Origin of the sequence: Shewanella sp. AS1, assembly GCF_021412565.1 — a bacterium.
In the GTDB taxonomy this organism is placed as follows: Bacteria; Pseudomonadota; Gammaproteobacteria; order Enterobacterales; family Shewanellaceae; genus Shewanella.
The window spans coordinates 215846-233621 of sequence record NZ_JAKCLJ010000003.1; the positions used below are offsets into that span (position 1 = coordinate 215846).

The following is a 17776-nucleotide window of genomic DNA, read 5'->3' on the forward strand; positions in this document are numbered from 1 at the left end:
CTAAAACTTTCAAGCTATTGCCGACCAGAGGCGCCGTTGAATGCAACCCCGAGTCGGCAAGAGTCAAATGGCTTTAGGCAGGATTGAGATAGCAATGGGCCATGGACACATTGATCGCCCTTAAGACCGCATTCCTGTCGATTGTGCCCACCACTTTGCCCTGATCGACCACTGGATAGATTTTGGGTTTGGCCTGCAGCATCTGCTCGGCCAGGGTGATGATGGAGGTGTCTTTAGTCACAGTCAACACATCGGTGCGCATGCAATCGCTGACATTTGCAGTTAAATCACAATGATAGGTACTTTTTAACATCACGGCCAAACAATCCTGCTGGGAGAGAAACCCCACTAACATTCCCTGTTCATTCACCACAGCCGCGCCCAGTTTCTTCTGTGCCAGCAACTTTTCGACCGCTGCGGCTAAGGTCATGCTGGCATGTAACAACACAGGTTGGCGATCCATATAATCTACCACTTTCATCGATTCCATTACCTAGCTCCTTGTTAAATAGCTTTCACTTAAGTGTATATATATTGTGCTGAAAAACCGATTTTTTGTTTAAAAAAGCCACAAAATTGTAAATAAAGCGTTTTGTATCGCATACAAAACTGTGAAACGGCTCACCGACAGAATAAAACTTGCGACATTTTGTCCCAACCAAATTAAGAAATATGATCTACCTCATAGTGCAAGGATTACATAGTCACTGCATATCACCTCGTAGCGAAAAGCTTGACATATATCAACATTACCCCCCATTCACAGGCCTAAAATTTCTTATGACACATGCCGCAACGCATTGACAACAACATAACAAAAAGGGTTAACAATGGACACACATGCCGCCTTATACCAACAAGGTCAAGCGCGTCTAGAAATGTTACGCCGCCTAGCACCTCGAAACGCCCAATCTCTACAAGAAAAAATGGATGAACATGGCATTACCCGACGCGACTTCATGAAATGGAGTGCCGCCGTCACGGCTATGCTTGCTCTGCCGCTCCCCTTTAGCACGCTGGTCGCCGAAGCGGCCGAAATCGCCGACCGCGTGCCGCTTATCTGGTTGCACATGGCCGAGTGTACCGGCTGCTCAGAATCACTGGTACGCGCCGACACCCCTAACCTCGACTCGCTCATCTTCGACCACATCTCGCTGGAATACCATGAGACCCTGATGGCCGCAGCCGGATGGCAGGCAGAAGAGAACCTGGAACATGCGATGGAAACCTATAAGGGTAACTATCTGCTGGCCGTCGAAGGGGCCGTGCCTACCGCCAACAACGGTGCCTTCCTGACCGTTGGCTGTAAAGGCCACACAGGCCTTGAGATCATCAAACACGCAGCCGAAGGTGCGGCGGCCATAGTGTCTGTCGGCACCTGCGCCGCATTCGGTGGCGTTCAGGCCGCGGCACCTAACCCGACCGGCGCCAAAGGTGTGGATCAGGTGATCAATAAACCAGTCATCAACTTAGGTGGCTGCCCACCCAGCGAGAAGAACATAGTCGGCACCCTGATGTACTTCATCATGTTCGGCAAGTTGCCTGCACTGGATATGTTTAACCGTCCTAAGTGGGCTTATGGCGCGCGGGTTCATGATAATTGTGAGCGTCGTGGCCGTTTCGATGCCGGTGAATTTGTCGAAGAGTTCGGCGATCAAGGCGCAAAAGAGGGTTACTGCCTCTATAAAGTCGGCTGTAAAGGCCCTTATACCTATAACAACTGCCCGACCGAACGCTTTAATCATCACACCAGCTGGCCTGTGCTGGCAGGACACGGTTGTATCGGTTGCTCTGAGCCCAGCTTCTGGGACGATATGGCAGATTTCGAAAAGCCCCTGGGCAGACAGTTACTGCATGGGCTGGACGCCACCGCCGATACGGTCGGCGCTGTGATCTTGGGTGCCACCGCCGTAGGCATTGGTGCACACGCAGTCGCCAGCCTTTTTGCCAAATCGAACGAGGAATAATCTAATGAGCAAACGTGTAGTTATCGACCCTATCACTCGCATCGAGGGGCACCTGCGCATCGAAGTGGAAGTTGATGAAAACAATGTGGTTCAGAAGGCCTGGTCCTCATCAACCCTATGGCGTGGTATCGAGGTGATCCTCAAGGGCCGCACGCCTCTGGATGCGGGTCTTATCACCCAACGTATCTGTGGTGTCTGTACCTATTCTCACTATCGCTGCAGTACCGAAGCGGTTGAGAATGCCTTAGGGGTAAAAATTCCGCTGAACGCTAAGTATCTGCGCTCCTTGATGCAAACCTCCCTCTATATGCACGATCACCTGGTGCATTTCTATCACCTGCACGGTCTGGACTGGGTGGATGTGGTCTCGGCACTCAGCGCCGATCCGGCCGCCGCCGCGCAGGAGGCGTTGAAGTACACTGACAAACCGATCGCCGCCGGTGAAGGTGAGCTACGTGCCGTACAGGAGCGGGTAAAAGGCTTCGTCGAAACGGGTAAACTTGGCCCCTTCGCCAATGCCTACTGGGGCAATGGCACCTACAAGTTCACCCCTGAGCAGAACCTGATCGCCCTGTCTCACTACCTGAAGGCACTGGAAGTACAGCGTGTTGCCGCAGAGATGCTCGCCATCTTTGGTGGTAAGCAGCCCCATCCGCAATCCCTGGTTGTGGGTGGTGTCACCTCGGTGCGCGACATGTTAAGTCCAGCCCGTCTGCAGGAGTGGAAACAGAAACACGCAGTTGTCTCTGACTTCCTCCACCGTGCCTACAAGGCCGATATCGTGATGGCTGCAGCGGCCTTCGGCGGTGAGCCAAGCGTATTGGGCGGTGTGAATGTGAAGAACTTCCTTGCCACCAATGACTTCGTGTTAGCCAATGGCGAATATATGTTCGACCAGGGCGTGATCATGAATGGTGATTTAGCCAGCGTTGCGGATCTAAACCCCGATCTGATCAAGGAAGACGTGACCCACGCTTGGTACACTGCCGATGGTGAGCAGCACCCCTATGATGGCACCACAGTACCTAATTACACAGGTTTCGTTGAGCGCGATACGGTTTACGGTAAGCTGCCAACTGTCGATGGTGACGGTAAGTACAGCTGGGTTAAATCCCCTCGCTACCAGGGTGAACCTGTGGAAGTGGGACCACTTGCCAGCCTACTGGTCAGCTATGCACGCGGTAACAAGGTCGTGGTCAACGCGGTGAACAACCTGCTGGAAGTTACGGGTCTGCCTGTTGGCGCCCTGTTTACAACCTTAGGTCGTACTGCGGCGCGTATGCTGCAGACCATCATAGTCGCAGAAGAGGGTTTAAAGACTTTCGATGCCCTGCTCACCAACATCCAGAGTGATGAGAGTACCTATGTGAAACCTGAGATCGATCCAAACCGTGAATATGTGGGTCATGCCATGATTGAGGCGCCTCGGGGCATGCTCAGTCACTGGATCCGCATTAAAAACGGCTTAGTGGAAAACTATCAGGCCGTGGTGCCGACGACCTGGAACGCGGGTCCTGTGGATGGCGCGGGTAAGATGGGTCCCTATGAGGCTTCACTCATCGGACTCAAGCTTGAAGATCCGACCAAACCACTGGAAGTGATCCGTATTATTCACTCATTCGACCCTTGTATGGCCTGTGCGGTCCACGTGATGGACTACAAAGGACAAGCGTTAGGTGAATTTAGAATCGATCCTAAAGGTAACAGTTAAGGAGCAACTCATGGATACACAAAATGTACCCTATGAGAGAGCCTTTATATTCAGTGCCGCGATCAGGGCTTTTCACTGGTTGCGTGCACTCTCCATATTGGTTCTTGTCATAACGGGCTTCTACATTGCCTGGCCCTTCCTAGTGGCGCCAAGCAGCTCAGATGTCCTGGTTCAAGGCTGGGTAAGATTTGCTCATCTGATTTTTGGTTTCCTATTGTGTGCCATCACCTTAGCGCGGGCTTATCTGTTCTTCTTCAGTAAAAGTGACATCGAACGTCGCTCCTTCAAGGACGTAGTGAGTGTCAACAGCTGGATAGTGCAGCTTAAGTCTTACCTATGGATGGGTCACTTAGACAAGAAAGGCGTGTACGGGCCACTGCAATTTGTGACCTACTTAGCCGTGTCTGTGGTGGCGGCTCTGATCTGTATTACCGGGCTGGCGCTCTATGCCAATGTTTACCATTTAGGCTTAGGCGGTATGCTGGGGGATATGGCGGCTTGGCTAACGGGTGCCATGGGCGGCTTAGCTCAGTTACGCATCTGGCATCACTACTTTACTTGGGTGTTTATTATCTTTGTGGTGATCCACGTCTATATGGCGGTTTGGACCGGCATCAGATTTAAACATAACTCGGTAGATTCTATCGTCTCTGGCTATGACTACCATCCTAAGAAACACTAAAAGGTTACCATGAAAATACTGTTACTCGGTATTGGTAATGTCTTGTACGCCGATGAAGGTATCGGCGTACACTTTGTTAATTACCTACAAGAAAACTATCAATTCAGCCATCCAGAAGATCAACTCGAGATCATGGATGGCGGCACCTTAGCCCAGGGACTCATCCCCATCATCAGCAAGTATGATCACCTTATTGTCGTCGATACGGTCAATGCCAGCGGTGTTCAGCCAGGTCAGGTCTATTTCTTCGACTTCGATAAGGCACCGAGCGAGATCGACTGGCAAGGCAGCGCCCATGAGGTCGAGATGCTGCAGACCCTGATCATGATGGAGATGTTAGGTGACAGACCCAAGACCTATGTCTTAGGCTGCACCCCCACCGTACTCGAACCTATGACTCTAGGCTTGACTGCGAGAGTCGCAGCAGCGGTTCCTTTAATGGAACAAACCATGTTAAACCATCTGTCTTCTCTTGGTTTTACAGTCACTCGCGTCAAGGATGTTGCAATCGATGAACTTATCCCTGACTCTTATAAACGCGGTGTAACTGCAGATGAACACTATTAGATTTGAATTTACTTGCTCCCGACCCGTCCCCTTGTATGGTCGTTTATGTAACCGCTATTTAGCCTATGCATCCCTAGAAACCTATATCGGCTATCGGCAAATTGACCGCCTGCAGCATTGCTATTTTATCGAAGCCATGGGCGAACAGGCGCAGCTCGAAGCGCTGGCCGATGCCATTGCCAACGATTTTCTTATCTCTGTGTGGCTAACCGATTCCAATATCAGCCTGATAGACCAGATAAGCGGCAGCAAAGAGCCCCTTGCCGAGGAAGCGATCGGCCAGGAATATTGCCAGCAATGTGCACCACAGTTTGGTGACAATCAGGCCGCCAACTTCGGTGATATCGCCTTGGGCTGCGATTTTTGTCATGGCGAGCAGCGGATCGATGCCGCCTATCTTGGCTTTAGTGCAACTGAGATAAAATCCCTGTGCGATGCACTGCTCACCCAAGGCAGCATCCGGCTGCCGGGACATCATCCCATCCAGCTCAGCCTTAACCCTACAGGCGAGACCGGCCGACCACGCTTGCTGATCTGTAACCCCAACACCCTCAATGCCCAGTTCCACCTGAGCGATCGGCAGATCCTAGCCCTCTCCAGCATCGAAAAACCCTCGATCACGGCGCGCGCCATCAAGTCACATCCTAAACTAGATGCGCCGCTCTATGATCTCTGCTTCGCCTATAACAGGCTGCTGATCATCATAGGTGAGACGCTGCGTCAGCGCGGCGTCGACTGGGTGTTTATCGAAGATGGACAGCTAAATCCTCCCCTCGCCTTCATCAGGGACAACTGGGTTGAAGTCTGCAACAGACAGACCTGTACTACGACTATCGTCAGCGACGCCAAGGCGCTGCATGATGAAGCCCTGCTCATCAACAGCCAGGGCTATTTTCTGGCCAGCCAGAATAAGCAGCAGTTCAAGCTCGAACAGGCGACCGACAGTAGTAACGCCATCGCCTCCTTTGGCAGCAAGCTTAAGCCAGTGGAACTGACAGACAGTGAATATGGCCTCTGCGCCCTGCACAGTGTCAATGCCGAACATGGGCTGAGCGGCGCCAGTGCCATTGTCTACTTCAGCAAGCAGCATGGCGGCCAGATCCAGACCCTGGATGCCAAGGGACAGACAGAGTTGTTTTTCGCCCTGCCGAGCCTGCCCCAGAGCGGTTATGAGATCTATCATCAGTTGGAGCAGAGCCCACAGAAACAGGTGCTGGAAAAGTTCAAGCAGCAGTTCCCGGATGACTATGTCAGGCTGCTGAACCTCAAGCTCCCGCCCAATAGCGACAATCTCAGTTCACTCTGGGCCCTGGGCGCCCTGCTGCTGGGCTTACCCAGTCGCTCTATGTCGGTGGATGATCTCAGCGATGCCCTGATCGCCAGCGCCATGAGCCATCGCGGCAGTAACTCCCCCCGTGTCGACTATCCTTTAACCCGAGGCGAGGCTCACCGTAGCCTGAACTGGTGCAAGACCTTAGGCACATTGATGAGTTTCCGTCTGGCGGACGATGATGATAAGGCCAAGCTCGCCTTCGGCATGCATGACTCCTTAACCGACTATCTGGCGAACTGGCTCGAACACTTAGATCAGAATATCGGCCTCAAATCGGTCGCCATTGCTGGGGATGAGTGGAACAATCCTGTCCTGAGTCAGAGATTCATGCTGCGGGTTGGCAAAAATTTTAACGTGAAACACAACCAAGGAGTCGCCCTGGAGGGTAATAACTATGCTCTGGGTGCCCTGTTACTGAAAAAGCGTAGAAGATAATGTTGAGTCAGTCCGAGAAGCGAGATGGGGTGTGTCTCTGTTCACCACAGACACACAGGCGGGTAAAGCTGGAAGTCGCCGGCATAGTACAAGGTGTCGGCTTCCGTCCCTTTATCTATCGCCTCGCGAGCCGCTTGCAGTTAACAGGATTTACCTTTAACCACAGCCAAGGTGTCACCATAGAGCTTCAGGGCTGCCCTCAGCAGATATCGCAGCTGATTGAGGCGCTCAATACCACACTGCCCGCACTGGCGCGTATCGACAGTATCAGTCAGGAGTCGATTGCCCTGAAGGCAGATTGTCAGCGCTTCGAGATTATCGAGAGTGAATCGAAACAGGATGCGCTGGTGGCAGTCCCAGCCGATAAGACCTGCTGCGCCGATTGTATCGAGGAGATTAACGATCCCAATAATCGCCACTATCAGTATCCCTTTACCAACTGCACTAACTGTGGCCCGCGCTACACCTTAATCAAGGCACTACCCTATGATCGCCATAATACGGCCATGGCGGGATTTACCCTATGTGAGCGCTGCACCGAGGCCTACCATGATCCTATGGACAGACGCTATCACGCCCAGCCGGTAAGCTGTCCCGACTGCGGCCCGCATCTGCGCCTTACTACACCTGCGGGAGAGGAGATCGCCAGTCGAGGCGCGGCGCTGCAACAGACGGTCGAGCTGATCAAGCAGGGGAAAATCCTCGCCATTAAAGGTTTGGGGGGATTTCATCTGGTGTGCGATGCCACCAATGAGCTGGTCGTCGCCACACTCAGGCGACGTAAACAGCGTCCGGCCAAGCCCTTCGCAGTGATGTGCCCAAGCCTAGCTCAGGCAAAAGCTTATGCCAGCGGCAGCGAGGCCGAATGGCAGATGCTGTCAAGCGCCGAGCGGCCGATTGTTTTACTTAAACGTCAGCCTTCGGATCTGCTCGCCGATCCCACGCTCAGACTGAGTCACAGCGTCGCCCCCGGCATTGACAGACTCGGGCTATTTTTGCCCTACACGCCCCTGCATCACCTGCTGTTAGCTCAGCTGCAGCGGCCAATAGTAGCCACCAGTGCCAACCGTAGCGGCGAGCCTATTATCACCGATGCGAGAGCGATAACCACAGGGCTTGAAGGTGTGGTGGATGCCATTTTAGATCATGACCGCCCCATCCTTAATGGCTGCGATGACAGCGTGGTGCAGCTGATCGACGATGAGCTGCAGATCATCCGCCTGGCGCGGGGCTATGCTCCCCTGACACTGCACTGGCAGCATGAGGTGAAGCACCACACCCTGGCCGTCGGAGCCCAGCAGAAAAACAGCATCGCCTTCGGCCTGGGTCATAACCTGGTACTCAGCCCCCATATCGGCGATCTGTTCAGCCTGGAGGCGGAGCAATACTTTATCGACACCCTAGGGACCTTTAAGCGCCTGTATCAGTTTGAGCCTAAACAGCTCCTCTGTGATAAACACCCTGAGTATGCCTCCAGCCGTTGGGCCAAGCAATATGTGGCGCAGGCCGCTATGCCTGTGCAACAACAGAGAGTGCAGCACCACTATGCCCATCTGCTGAGCGTCATGGCGGCCAACCAATACACAGATGAAGTACTGGGTTTCAGCTTCGATGGCACAGGTCTTGGTGATGATGATCAGCTGTGGGGCGGCGAAGCCATGCTGGCAGATATTGATGGCTATCGGCGCATCGCCAGCCTGGCACCCTTTGCCCTTATCGGTAACGAGCAGGCCATTAAAGATCCGCGGCGCATCATGCTGGCCCTGCTGTTTGAACGCTATTCACTGCACCAGGTATTAGCGTTAAAGGCACAAGGATCATCGACTCACTTGTCAGCCCTGGACAGCCTGCCTGCGACCTTAATTACCAATCTGCACAAGTTGTGGCAAAAATCGGTCGCCAGTCACGACACCAGCTCAGTGGGCCGCCTGTTCGATGCCCTCGCCTGTCTGCTGGGCATGATGCAGCAGACCCAGTTTGAGGGACAGGCCGGCATGTTGATTGAGGCCGCAGCTAACCGGGTGAGTGCCGAGCAGCTCATGGCGAGCGGTATCCGGCTAGACCTCCCCCTGGTGGACGGCGTGTGGCAAACAGCATTGCTGTGGCAGCAGCTGGTCGAGCAATTGTTAACCCCACAACGACCGGCCAATCTCTGCGATCTGCTCGCCCGCGCCTTTATGGATTGCCTGGCCAGAGCAATGGCAGGCCTGGCAGCAGAATATCCCCATCTGCCTGTGGTCTGCTGCGGCGGCGTGTTCCAGAATCGCTACCTGCTCAGCTACACCCGCAGGCTGTTACAGACGCAGCAACAGCAAGTGCTCAGTCCCAAGCAGGTGCCGGTCAACGATGGCGGTATCGCCCTGGGACAGCTCTGGTATGGCATTCATCATCAAAACTAACACTTAGATCACGTTTTGACACATGAAATCTATGACCCATATCAATGAAGTAACAGGCTTCACAATAGACAATATTTGAAGAACAAAATTAACGAGAACGACTATGTGTAAAGATTGCGGATGTTCCATTACTCGACATGATCATCACCACGACCATGATCATCACCACGACCATGATCATCACGGCCATCATCACGATGCACTCCACAGCAATCCACAGTTGAATGATAAAAAGACCCTCTCTGTGATCCACAAGATCCTCGATAAGAACGATATTGAGGCGGCCCATAACCGTGAGCATTTCCAGGCCCACAATATCACGGCATTCAACCTGATGAGCAGCCCTGGCAGCGGTAAGACCACCCTGCTTGAAAACCTAAAAGAGTACACAGAGTTAAACTATGCCGTGATCGAAGGCGATTTAGAAACCTCCCGCGATGCTGACCGCCTGTTAGCCAAGGGGATTCCTGCCTATCAGATCCAGACCGGCTCTGCCTGTCACCTCGATGCCTTTATGGTACACAGTGCCCTGCACCATGTGGATCTTAAGCCGCTGGATGTCTGCTTCGTCGAGAATGTCGGTAACCTGGTCTGCCCCGCCTCCTACGATGTGGGCACCCATAAGAATATCGTGCTGGTGTCGGTTCCCGAGGGGGATGACAAGATTGAAAAGTACCCTGTGATGTTCCGCAAGGCGGATCTGGTACTAATCACTAAGGCAGATCTACTGCCTCATTTCGATTTTGATGTCGACGCGGCCAAGGCCCAGGTGAAACGTCTTAATCCAGAGGCCGATATCTTAGTCACCTCTATCAAGGATGGCATCAGCATGCAGGCGGTCGCCGACTGGTTAAACGAACACAGGAGCGTCTGATATGTGTCTGTCCATTCCCTCCAGGATAGTGGAGCTGCACCCAGAACAGAAGGCGGTCACTGTCGAAACCCTGGGCGTAAAACGCAAGGTCAGCAGTCATCTAATCAACGAGCCGCTGGCCCTGGATGATTATGTGCTTATCCATATCGGCTTTGTGATGAATAAAATAGATAAGGCCGATGCAGAGCAGAGCCTTGAGCTTTATCAGGAGATAGTGGACAAGCTCAATGCAGAGGAACAAGGCGCATGATCGAGCTAAAGCAGCTGTATCAGGGATTTCGCGACCCCGATACCATCAATAACCTGGCCAGAGAGATCAAGGTATTAGCCGGTGATTATCCAGGTAAAATCAACATCATGGAGGTCTGCGGCGGCCATACCCATACCATAATGAAGTATGGACTCAATCAGCTGCTGCCTGACAATATCCAGTTTGTCCACGGCCCCGGCTGCCCTGTGTGTGTGATGCCCAAGGAGCGTATCGATCATGCCGCAATCTTGGCTTCTCAGCCGAATGTGATCTTAGTGACCCTGGGGGATATGATACGTGTGCCCGGCTCTAAAGGCTCTCTGGCCCAGTTCAGGGCCAAGGGCTGTGATATCCGCCCCATCTACGATCCCCTAGATACATTGGAAATTGCCAAGGCAAACCCAGATAAAAAAGTGATCTTCTTTGCCATCGGCTTTGAAACCTCCACCCCCATGACGGCGGTGTTGATTGAGCAGGCAGAAGCGCAGCAACTGGATAACCTACTGTTTCATATCAACCATGTCTTAGTGCCGCCGGCCATCGATGCTGTGATGGCCGATCCTAATGCCACAGTTAACGCCTTCATCGGCCCGGCTCACGTCAGCGTGATCAGCGGCGCCAAGCTCTATCGCCCTACAGTCACCCAGTATGGCACGCCCGTGGTGGTCTCAGGCTTCGAGCCTGTGGATGTGATGGAGTCTATCCTGCGTATAGTAAAACAGAAGGTCACAGGCAAAGCCGAGCTGGACGTGCAGTACAGCCGCGCCGTCAGCGAGGAAGGTAACCTGCTGGCGCAGCAGAAGGTGGATCGCTACCTCAAAGTGCGTCCCCAGTTCAGATGGCGCGGTCTGGGCCCGCTGGCAGATTCCGCCCTGATTCTCAGAGAGGAGTTCAGCCACCGCGACGCCGAAATCATTTATGCCGATAAGCTCAATGTGGCCGATATTGACGATCATAAGGCCTGCCAGTGTGGCGATATCCTGCGTGGCATCGCCGGTCCGAAAGATTGCAAGGTGTTTGGCCGCGGCTGCACGCCAGAGACGCCCCTGGGCAGCTGCATGGTCAGCTCCGAAGGTGCCTGCAACGCCTATTACCGCTATAACGGAGTCGCATAATGTCCGATATTTTTAATACTCCAACTGAGAAGTCGGTACAGCTTAGCCACGGTGGTGGTGGCAAGGAGATGAACCGCCTGATCTCCTCCATCTTCTTTAAGGCCTTCGACAATCCTATCCTGGCTAATGAGGAGGATGCCGCCCTGTTGCATCTGGAGGGACCATCGGCCTTCACCACCGACTCTTTTACCGTCGCGCCGCTGTTTTTTGCCGGTGGCGACATAGGCAAACTGGCGGTGGCCGGGACAGTCAATGACTTGGCCATGATGGGCGCCGAGCCGCAATATTTAAGCTGCAGCTTTATCATAGAGGAAGGCTTCGCCATCGCCTCCTTGAAACAGATAGTCCAGAGCATGGCATCTGAACTACATAAGAGCGGCACCCGAGTGGTGTGTGGCGATACCAAGGTGGTGCCTAAAGGCTGCGCCGATGGCTTGTTTATCAACACCTCTGGTGTGGGCCGAATCTTAAAGCCCAATATCTCGGTGAAGAACTTGCAACAGGGTGATGCCATTATCGTCTCAGGCAGTATCGGCCGCCATGGCGCGGCGATCCTGATGGCCCGTGAGGGACTGAGTCTGGAATCCCAGCTCACCAGCGACTGCGCCAACCTCTGGCCTGTGGTCGAGCAGCTGATCGCCGCCAATATCGATATCCACGCCATGCGCGATGCCACCCGCGGTGGTTTGGCCGCGGTATTAAACGAGTGGGCTTCCGCCTCCCATGTGGGGATCCGAGTCGAAGAGAAGCAGATCCCGGTCAGCGAAGAGGTTAAAGGCCTGTGTGAACTCTACGGCTTCGAGCCCCACGACCTGGCCAATGAAGGCACCTTTATCCTCGCCGTGCCCAATGATATCGCCGAAACAGCCTTAGAGATCATCAAGCGCTATGGCCACTGCGAGCATGCCGCCATCATAGGCCAGGTACAAGCCGAACATGAGGGTAAAGTCATTTTAACTACACCCTGGGGCAGCAATCGCTATCTGGATCTGCCCCATGGGGAACTCTTGCCGAGGATCTGCTGATGCATGAATACTCGATTGTCAGCGCCCTGCTGGAACAGTGCGAGCAGCATGCCATCGACAATCAGGCCAAAGCGATCTCTAAGGTCGTGGTAAAAATTGGTGTATTAAGCGGGGTCGAACCGGCGCTTCTGGCCACGGCTTTCGAGACCTTTAAGTTAGAAGGACGTACCCGCGACGCCGAGTTTGTGATCCAACATCAGGGCATAGTGCTCCAGTGCCAGCAGTGCCTCTGCAAAACTGAGGTAGCAGAGCGCAGCGTAATTTGCCCGCAGTGCAACAGCTATGATACCCGCATCATTGAGGGCGAAGAGATGTTGCTGATGCAGTTAGAACTTGAAACCGATTAACCCTATTAGCTCTATTAAACCGATAATCTAATTAAGAGAGATGAAAATGAAAAAAGCATTATTCCTGCTAGCCAGCCTGCTTCCTGCCGCAGCTTGGGCTCACCCAGGCCACAATGGCCTTGGCTTGTTCCACCATATGAATGATCTCCTGCCTGTCATAGGTTTAGTGATCATTGTGGCGGGTCTGATGATCTGGAAAAAGCGTCACTAAAGATAAACACGTCCTAGGTGGCTCTTTTTAAGAGCCACCTTACTACTGCCTGAATTTTATTGCACAGCGTTTGTAGAAGAGGAATAAGTTCCATACTAAACAGTCAAGTAACCCTGTTCTTACCGTTTTTATTTAGACGTGACCAGAAATAGAGAAGCATACACATTGCGACTCCAAGTCTGAATTGAGCCACAAGCCAGTGTTAATGCATCATACTGGTTGTCACTCACTTTTGGACAAGAGCAGTTCTGAACTTTATCTTGATGGTGAGCTTACGTGTAGTTACTTCTGAGGCACGGTGAGTGAAGCGCAGCTTCTAGCTTACGAACGAGAGGCAAGGATGCCGAACTGGCTTTTAAACAGGGATGTTGTTCAAGTACTTCCCTGGGCGCTCCACGATTTCATCTGACCTACATGGATGTAGGGAATGCCAAAAAATATCGGGAACATTTTTGGCCCTGAAATCGAAGGCCTCAGCCGCACCTACACTCAGCTATCCATCACACCGATTAAGCCTTACGAGTATGACTCCGATAATCAGAAGCAAAATAATTTATGGACAAAACCTTGTTACGAATTTCATAAGACCGAGACGTTTTGAATAACTTCTACTAATAGAAATCATCTCCAAAGTGATGGTCAGCTTCACTCATCCACTACACCCTGTTTTATTTTCGTAAGTGTTACTGAAATGGACGTGGTTACCGTGACGCTATCAGCTAAACCTACATAGATTTTGTTTAGAAAGGCCAAGACATATTCATTTGTTGTACTTTCCGGAGTTAGCTTGACTGAAATAATATTTTCCGCTTTAGCAATTTTCTCCGCGCCTGCTTGCATTCCCAATGGACTTACGATGATGCCACCGGCAGCACCAATGTCATGTATCCGATATGCAAGAGCTGCCATTTTTTCTTGTGATTGCTTGCTAGTTGTATATCTTCGACATTCAACAATAACAAATTTATCTCTGCCATCAGTGAAGCCTTTACCGTCAATTTCCCAGTTAGTTCCGCTAATCATTCCAGAGAGTTTCTCCTTGCCACTGAACCCATCAAGCTCAAATTCGGATGCAAATTGATTTAATAGGTAGGTAGCGACTTCTTCATAAGTTTGCCATGTTGTTCCTGCCATTTTTGCTCCATAACGCTGAAAATATAACGATACATTAAAATATTTTTCTCAGTTGACTTTAGCATACACTACTAATAGACTGGTTACGCGGTGAGAGAACACCCTATCCAGCCACGTAATGGTGAAACAAACACGCTACAGAGTAAACTCTAAGAAATAGTTTTCTTGTTGGCACAACGGTTTAGTGGCAAGCCATCGCCAAATTTTTTAAGGAAATTATTTATATGCCTAATTTTAATCATCCCAACGTCATAGCTGTTAAAAAGCAAGTTCAGCTTGTACGTTTCAGCCTCAAAGGTTTCTCTCAAAAAGTAACACCAACATCCACAACATTTCTCGACTGTTGGGTTAAATGCTTTGGGTACGAGCATTGGCAGCAATTTATTCGACAAATGAATGGCAATTCAAACGAACAAAGCGAATACGCTATTGTCCACCAAGATAACTTTCATAAGGTTGCTACTCAACTACAAAGTTTTTTTCCTGTTTATAACATCAACCAAATAAAGTGGGCGCTATCTGGAACATTTCTCAATAACATCAAGGTAAATAGTAATTTAATAAAAAATTTATTGATGAGAAAGATGCCTATGTCTATGTCAGATGAATTAGCTGAATTGTTTCAATATGGACTAATTGATATTGAAACTAGAAGCATTTTAAATTCAGAAGATAAAATCATTACCACCTATATCCCAACAGAATTAGGTAGATATAAGGCCGCCATCAATTCAGAGAAGGCGCTTGAGCGATATCTAACTGAGATCGAATTAATTCAATTCGGGCTTCCTAGTAATTTGTGTAAGCTCAGGAGCATCCAACGCAACTTTACCATTCGTTACTAATATATCAACTTCTTGGTATGACTGACTAATATATAGTCAGCATTCAAAGGTGAAAATTATCTTCATGTCACGCAGCTAACTTCACATGGTTGGCTGCGAGATCATACTGATGAAGTATCCACGTTTTATCATTACTAAAATTTGGTCAACTAGCGGATTACTTGCAGAGTGCTGATGTAGTTCGAAAATCGCTTTGGGGCAAAAACCAAGTTAGCTTTTTGATCCATCTTCACACCAATCACGGTTAAAATCGAAGAGAGACAATAACCAAGTGTAAGCACACTTTTGGCCTTCGAAATCAGGGGTGATTTCGCAGAGCCCACAGGGACGTGCTTGTGGCGAGCCAAAAGTGTGTTTGCACATCCCCCGCCGGGCAGGCGTTAGATAGCCATAAGAGTACGAACTAAAATTTACCAAGTAAGAAAAGCAATACTGAAAAATGCCCTTCCTTCATTTCAAGGTTAACTCACTTTGGGGCAAATTCTTGTTAGATTGAATAGCTGAAAGGCTAGTTAATATTGGCATTGTTGATACCAGTGACCTTCTAAAACAAGGATGTTTTAGTAGAGCCCTCAGGGAAGAGTTTATGGCGTGTCACTGGGGAAACAATGACAATAAACACAGATCGACAATCACTTCCTTACCTCACTTTGGGGCAAATTCTTGTTAGATTTAATCGCTGAAAGGCTAGCTAATATTGGCATTGTTGGTACCAGTGACCTTCTAAAACAAGGATGTTTTAGTAGAGCCCTCAGGGAAGAGTTTATGGCATGTCACTGGGGAAACAATGACAATAAACACAGATCGACAATCACTTCCTTACCTCACTTTGGGGCAAAGGTATGCCAGCAGTTTTCGCCCTGACAAGCACCTGGACATTTTCGTGTTAAAGCCGTGACTCTAACCTGTCAGTTTCGGATAAAATTTCAATGGATTAACGGCTGTTAATTTGCATCCAAAAGTGATCCACCATTTGCATCGATAAGTGATCCATGCTTTTGCCGCTGAACCATCTACGACATTGGATAAATTTTTGAAAATGTGGGGCATTAATAAATGCAAATCGTGAACTTAAATGGATCATTATTGCATGCAAATCAACAACTCAGATCCTTAAATCAATTCAAAACTTATATAGCCAAAAATTAAGATTTAGCCATGCCATAACTATCCTGCAGGGAGAGAGATTTTGTGCTTGGCAATCTCCCTATTAAAGGTCGCTACACCTTGATCAGGAAGTTTGTCAGCCATATGTCGCTCAAGAGTTTCTCTTGCCTCACCATAATCACTCCAATCAATGCTTGCTGTATACGCTTGCATATTTGCAAAGACTTTGGTTAGTGTTCTGAATTTACCACTGCGAGTCGCTTGTCTTAGACCATTCAAATAACTTTCACGGTGAACGGTTGGGATGATAATTTTATGCTCTTCATTGGCTACAAGCTCTGCGTTGAGCATGATGCGAGATAACCTTCCATTACCGTCATCATGCGGATGGACTTCGGCCACTAAGAACTGCATAAAGATGGCTCTAGGTAAACCTGCTGGCAATGATTGGTATATTGGGAATGCTTGTGTAATTGTGCCTTCAACATGCTCCGGCAGTACAAACGATGTATCCCCTGCTTTATTCGGTTCGATCTTGAATTCGCCAGGGCGCTTCTCTGGGCGCTCGCTCATGATAAGGGCGTGGCGCTCTTTAAGTAGATTAATAAGTTCTTCCGCTGAAGATGGCACAACACACATTTCAGAATAATCACTCACTACACCAAATACAGATAGGACGTCATGACTATCTTGGTGACGATTGTTGATCGTCGTTTTTTCAAAAACAATCTTTTCAGCTTCGTCGATTTCAAATTCAGTGCCTTCAATGTAATTCGAGAAATAGCTCTCGAAAAAAGAGAGGTTCCTCCATCCTTGAGTGTTGTAGCTATATAGTGACGGAATTAACTCACAGCGCTGTAGATAGTCCGCTAAAGAATGGAAAAGTGTCATGCGATGATTATCAAACGGTTCTTTCTTAGCGTGAGCGATTGCTCTTGGGCTATCAAGGTTTTTAATTGGTCGAGTTGCTAGAATGCTGCCGATAATACCATTTAGCACTTTCATTTCTCGTTGCATGTTAAGGGTGATAGCACTTTTGTTTGCTAGGTCACGTAATCGATTGAGCTCATCTTCACCGTGTCTATCTAGAAATGCGCAAAGCTTTTCTTCTACCCAAACTTTGCCCAGAGACTTTATGGCGCCAGTATCACCATGGGCTATTTGAAGGTTTTCTAGTAACAGTCTTGCAGGTGCACTTCTGGATAACTCTGGTAAGAAGCGTTCGGTTAATGTGTTAACGTCGCCTGGGATGACATTGATTGTTAGTGAATCTGCTATCTTGACGTTCTTACGCACTTTAATATCTGCCGTAATGTAAACGACGCCATCAATAGGTTTGAGATATTCCGCTGTGCTGTGGCTAGCGATAGCTGTCGGGTAAAGGTAATCAACTATCTTCGACCATTGTTTGATCACCAAATCGTTGATTTCTTCATAAGGTGCATCCGTGTATATCCCCTGCCTGATGCGTTTAAGTGCGCCAGCAGCAAACTTCTTTGATAGCGCTTTGGACTCAGCAGTATCTTTTGGGAAATACAAATTAGACATAGTTACCTCAAACAAGCGAATTACTTAACATAAAACGCATTGTACAGGGAATTATTCGATATAAAAAGACAATATGGTGAATTACTTAATATAAAATGTATTGCACGGGGAATTATTCGATATAAAAAGCTAATGTGGCGAATTACTTAATATAAAGCGCATTATAGAGGGGGGTGTTCGATATTTCCCATACCAAGCCAGAAAACCCAGCAACATGTGCCATGTG

The 17776-nt window shown here is 49.8% G+C and carries 16 protein-coding genes; 13 read left to right on the forward strand and 3 right to left on the reverse strand.

Annotated features, from left to right (window positions below):
• Nucleotides 1–73 precede the first annotated feature (73 nt).
• Entirely contained in the window at nucleotides 74–490 is a 417-nt protein-coding gene (locus LZP69_RS06825) for a CBS domain-containing protein (protein ID WP_234199440.1), read from the reverse strand.
• A 340-nt stretch (nucleotides 491–830) separates the two neighbouring features.
• Here LZP69_RS06825 and hyaA point away from each other — a divergent pair, with 340 nt between their 5' ends.
• The 12 genes from hyaA to LZP69_RS06885 all read left to right on the forward strand — a co-directional run bounded on the left by hyaA (nucleotide 831) and on the right by LZP69_RS06885 (nucleotide 12916).
• On the forward strand, nucleotides 831–1967 hold the full coding sequence (gene hyaA / locus LZP69_RS06830; protein ID WP_234199441.1) for a nickel-dependent hydrogenase small subunit: 1137 nt from the start codon (nucleotides 831–833) through the stop codon (nucleotides 1965–1967).
• Between the two features lie 4 nt (nucleotides 1968–1971).
• Nucleotides 1972–3678 carry a nickel-dependent hydrogenase large subunit gene (gene hyaB, locus LZP69_RS06835; RefSeq protein WP_234199442.1) on the forward strand — a complete coding sequence of 569 codons (1707 nt, stop codon included), beginning with the start codon at nucleotides 1972–1974 and terminating at the stop codon, nucleotides 3676–3678.
• Between the two features lie 10 nt (nucleotides 3679–3688).
• Complete coding sequence (gene cybH / locus LZP69_RS06840) at nucleotides 3689–4360, forward strand: Ni/Fe-hydrogenase, b-type cytochrome subunit (protein WP_234199443.1); 672 nt, start codon at nucleotides 3689–3691, stop codon at nucleotides 4358–4360.
• Nucleotides 4361–4369: 9 nt separating this feature from the next.
• Nucleotides 4370–4927, forward strand: a complete 558-nt coding sequence (locus tag LZP69_RS06845; RefSeq protein ID WP_234199444.1) for a HyaD/HybD family hydrogenase maturation endopeptidase — start codon at nucleotides 4370–4372, stop codon at nucleotides 4925–4927.
• Nucleotides 4914–6695, forward strand: a complete 1782-nt coding sequence (locus tag LZP69_RS06850; RefSeq protein WP_234199445.1) for a NiFe hydrogenase — start codon at nucleotides 4914–4916, stop codon at nucleotides 6693–6695. The genes LZP69_RS06845 and LZP69_RS06850 overlap by 14 nt, the downstream gene beginning before the upstream one ends.
• Nucleotides 6695–9094, forward strand: a complete 2400-nt coding sequence (gene hypF / locus LZP69_RS06855) for a carbamoyltransferase HypF (RefSeq protein ID WP_234199446.1) — start codon at nucleotides 6695–6697, stop codon at nucleotides 9092–9094. Before LZP69_RS06850 ends, hypF begins: the two co-directional genes overlap by 1 nt.
• Nucleotides 9095–9197: 103 nt before the next feature.
• Nucleotides 9198–9968 (forward strand): hydrogenase nickel incorporation protein HypB, encoded by a 771-nt coding sequence (gene hypB, locus LZP69_RS06860; RefSeq protein ID WP_267962011.1) that lies wholly within the window; start codon nucleotides 9198–9200, stop codon nucleotides 9966–9968.
• A gap of 1 nt (nucleotide 9969) precedes the next feature.
• Nucleotides 9970–10218, forward strand: a complete 249-nt coding sequence (locus LZP69_RS06865) for a HypC/HybG/HupF family hydrogenase formation chaperone (protein WP_234199450.1) — start codon at nucleotides 9970–9972, stop codon at nucleotides 10216–10218.
• Nucleotides 10215–11333, forward strand: a complete 1119-nt coding sequence (hypD, locus tag LZP69_RS06870; protein ID WP_234199451.1) for a hydrogenase formation protein HypD — start codon at nucleotides 10215–10217, stop codon at nucleotides 11331–11333. Before LZP69_RS06865 ends, hypD begins: the two co-directional genes overlap by 4 nt.
• On the forward strand, nucleotides 11333–12358 hold the full coding sequence (hypE, locus tag LZP69_RS06875) for a hydrogenase expression/formation protein HypE (RefSeq protein ID WP_234199453.1): 1026 nt from the start codon (nucleotides 11333–11335) through the stop codon (nucleotides 12356–12358). The genes hypD and hypE overlap by 1 nt, the downstream gene beginning before the upstream one ends.
• Complete coding sequence (locus LZP69_RS06880; RefSeq protein ID WP_234199455.1) at nucleotides 12358–12705, forward strand: hydrogenase maturation nickel metallochaperone HypA/HybF; 348 nt, start codon at nucleotides 12358–12360, stop codon at nucleotides 12703–12705. The genes hypE and LZP69_RS06880 overlap by 1 nt, the downstream gene beginning before the upstream one ends.
• 46 nt (nucleotides 12706–12751) lie before the next feature.
• Nucleotides 12752–12916 (forward strand): hypothetical protein, encoded by a 165-nt coding sequence (locus LZP69_RS06885; protein ID WP_234199456.1) that lies wholly within the window; start codon nucleotides 12752–12754, stop codon nucleotides 12914–12916.
• Between the two features lie 645 nt (nucleotides 12917–13561).
• Here LZP69_RS06885 and LZP69_RS06890 read toward each other — a convergent pair.
• On the reverse strand, nucleotides 13562–14050 hold the full coding sequence (locus LZP69_RS06890) for a restriction endonuclease (RefSeq protein ID WP_234199458.1): 489 nt from the start codon (nucleotides 14048–14050) through the stop codon (nucleotides 13562–13564).
• A gap of 224 nt (nucleotides 14051–14274) precedes the next feature.
• Here LZP69_RS06890 and LZP69_RS06895 point away from each other — a divergent pair, with 224 nt between their 5' ends.
• Nucleotides 14275–14895, forward strand: a complete 621-nt coding sequence (locus tag LZP69_RS06895) for a hypothetical protein (protein ID WP_234199460.1) — start codon at nucleotides 14275–14277, stop codon at nucleotides 14893–14895.
• A 1167-nt stretch (nucleotides 14896–16062) separates the two neighbouring features.
• Here LZP69_RS06895 and LZP69_RS06900 read toward each other — a convergent pair.
• Nucleotides 16063–17550, reverse strand: a complete 1488-nt coding sequence (locus tag LZP69_RS06900) for a Fic family protein (RefSeq protein ID WP_234199462.1) — start codon at nucleotides 17548–17550, stop codon at nucleotides 16063–16065.
• Nucleotides 17551–17776: the final 226 nt, after the last annotated feature.

Bases quoted from the DNA above. Each gene is read 5' to 3' on its own strand.
- LZP69_RS06825 (WP_234199440.1), bottom strand. From the start codon at position 490: ATGGAATCGATGAAAGTGGTAGATTATATGGATCGCCAACCTGTGTTG.
- hyaA (WP_234199441.1), top strand. From the start codon at position 831: ATGGACACACATGCCGCCTTATACCAACAAGGTCAAGCGCGTCTAGAA.
- hyaB (WP_234199442.1), top strand. From the start codon at position 1,972: ATGAGCAAACGTGTAGTTATCGACCCTATCACTCGCATCGAGGGGCAC.
- cybH (WP_234199443.1), top strand. From the start codon at position 3,689: ATGGATACACAAAATGTACCCTATGAGAGAGCCTTTATATTCAGTGCC.
- LZP69_RS06845 (WP_234199444.1), top strand. From the start codon at position 4,370: ATGAAAATACTGTTACTCGGTATTGGTAATGTCTTGTACGCCGATGAA.
- LZP69_RS06850 (WP_234199445.1), top strand. From the start codon at position 4,914: ATGAACACTATTAGATTTGAATTTACTTGCTCCCGACCCGTCCCCTTG.
- hypF (WP_234199446.1), top strand. From the start codon at position 6,695: ATGTTGAGTCAGTCCGAGAAGCGAGATGGGGTGTGTCTCTGTTCACCA.
- hypB (WP_267962011.1), top strand. From the start codon at position 9,198: ATGTGTAAAGATTGCGGATGTTCCATTACTCGACATGATCATCACCAC.
- LZP69_RS06865 (WP_234199450.1), top strand. From the start codon at position 9,970: ATGTGTCTGTCCATTCCCTCCAGGATAGTGGAGCTGCACCCAGAACAG.
- hypD (WP_234199451.1), top strand. From the start codon at position 10,215: ATGATCGAGCTAAAGCAGCTGTATCAGGGATTTCGCGACCCCGATACC.
- hypE (WP_234199453.1), top strand. From the start codon at position 11,333: ATGTCCGATATTTTTAATACTCCAACTGAGAAGTCGGTACAGCTTAGC.
- LZP69_RS06880 (WP_234199455.1), top strand. From the start codon at position 12,358: ATGCATGAATACTCGATTGTCAGCGCCCTGCTGGAACAGTGCGAGCAG.
- LZP69_RS06885 (WP_234199456.1), top strand. From the start codon at position 12,752: ATGAAAAAAGCATTATTCCTGCTAGCCAGCCTGCTTCCTGCCGCAGCT.
- LZP69_RS06890 (WP_234199458.1), bottom strand. From the start codon at position 14,050: ATGGCAGGAACAACATGGCAAACTTATGAAGAAGTCGCTACCTACCTA.
- LZP69_RS06895 (WP_234199460.1), top strand. From the start codon at position 14,275: ATGCCTAATTTTAATCATCCCAACGTCATAGCTGTTAAAAAGCAAGTT.
- LZP69_RS06900 (WP_234199462.1), bottom strand. From the start codon at position 17,550: ATGTCTAATTTGTATTTCCCAAAAGATACTGCTGAGTCCAAAGCGCTA.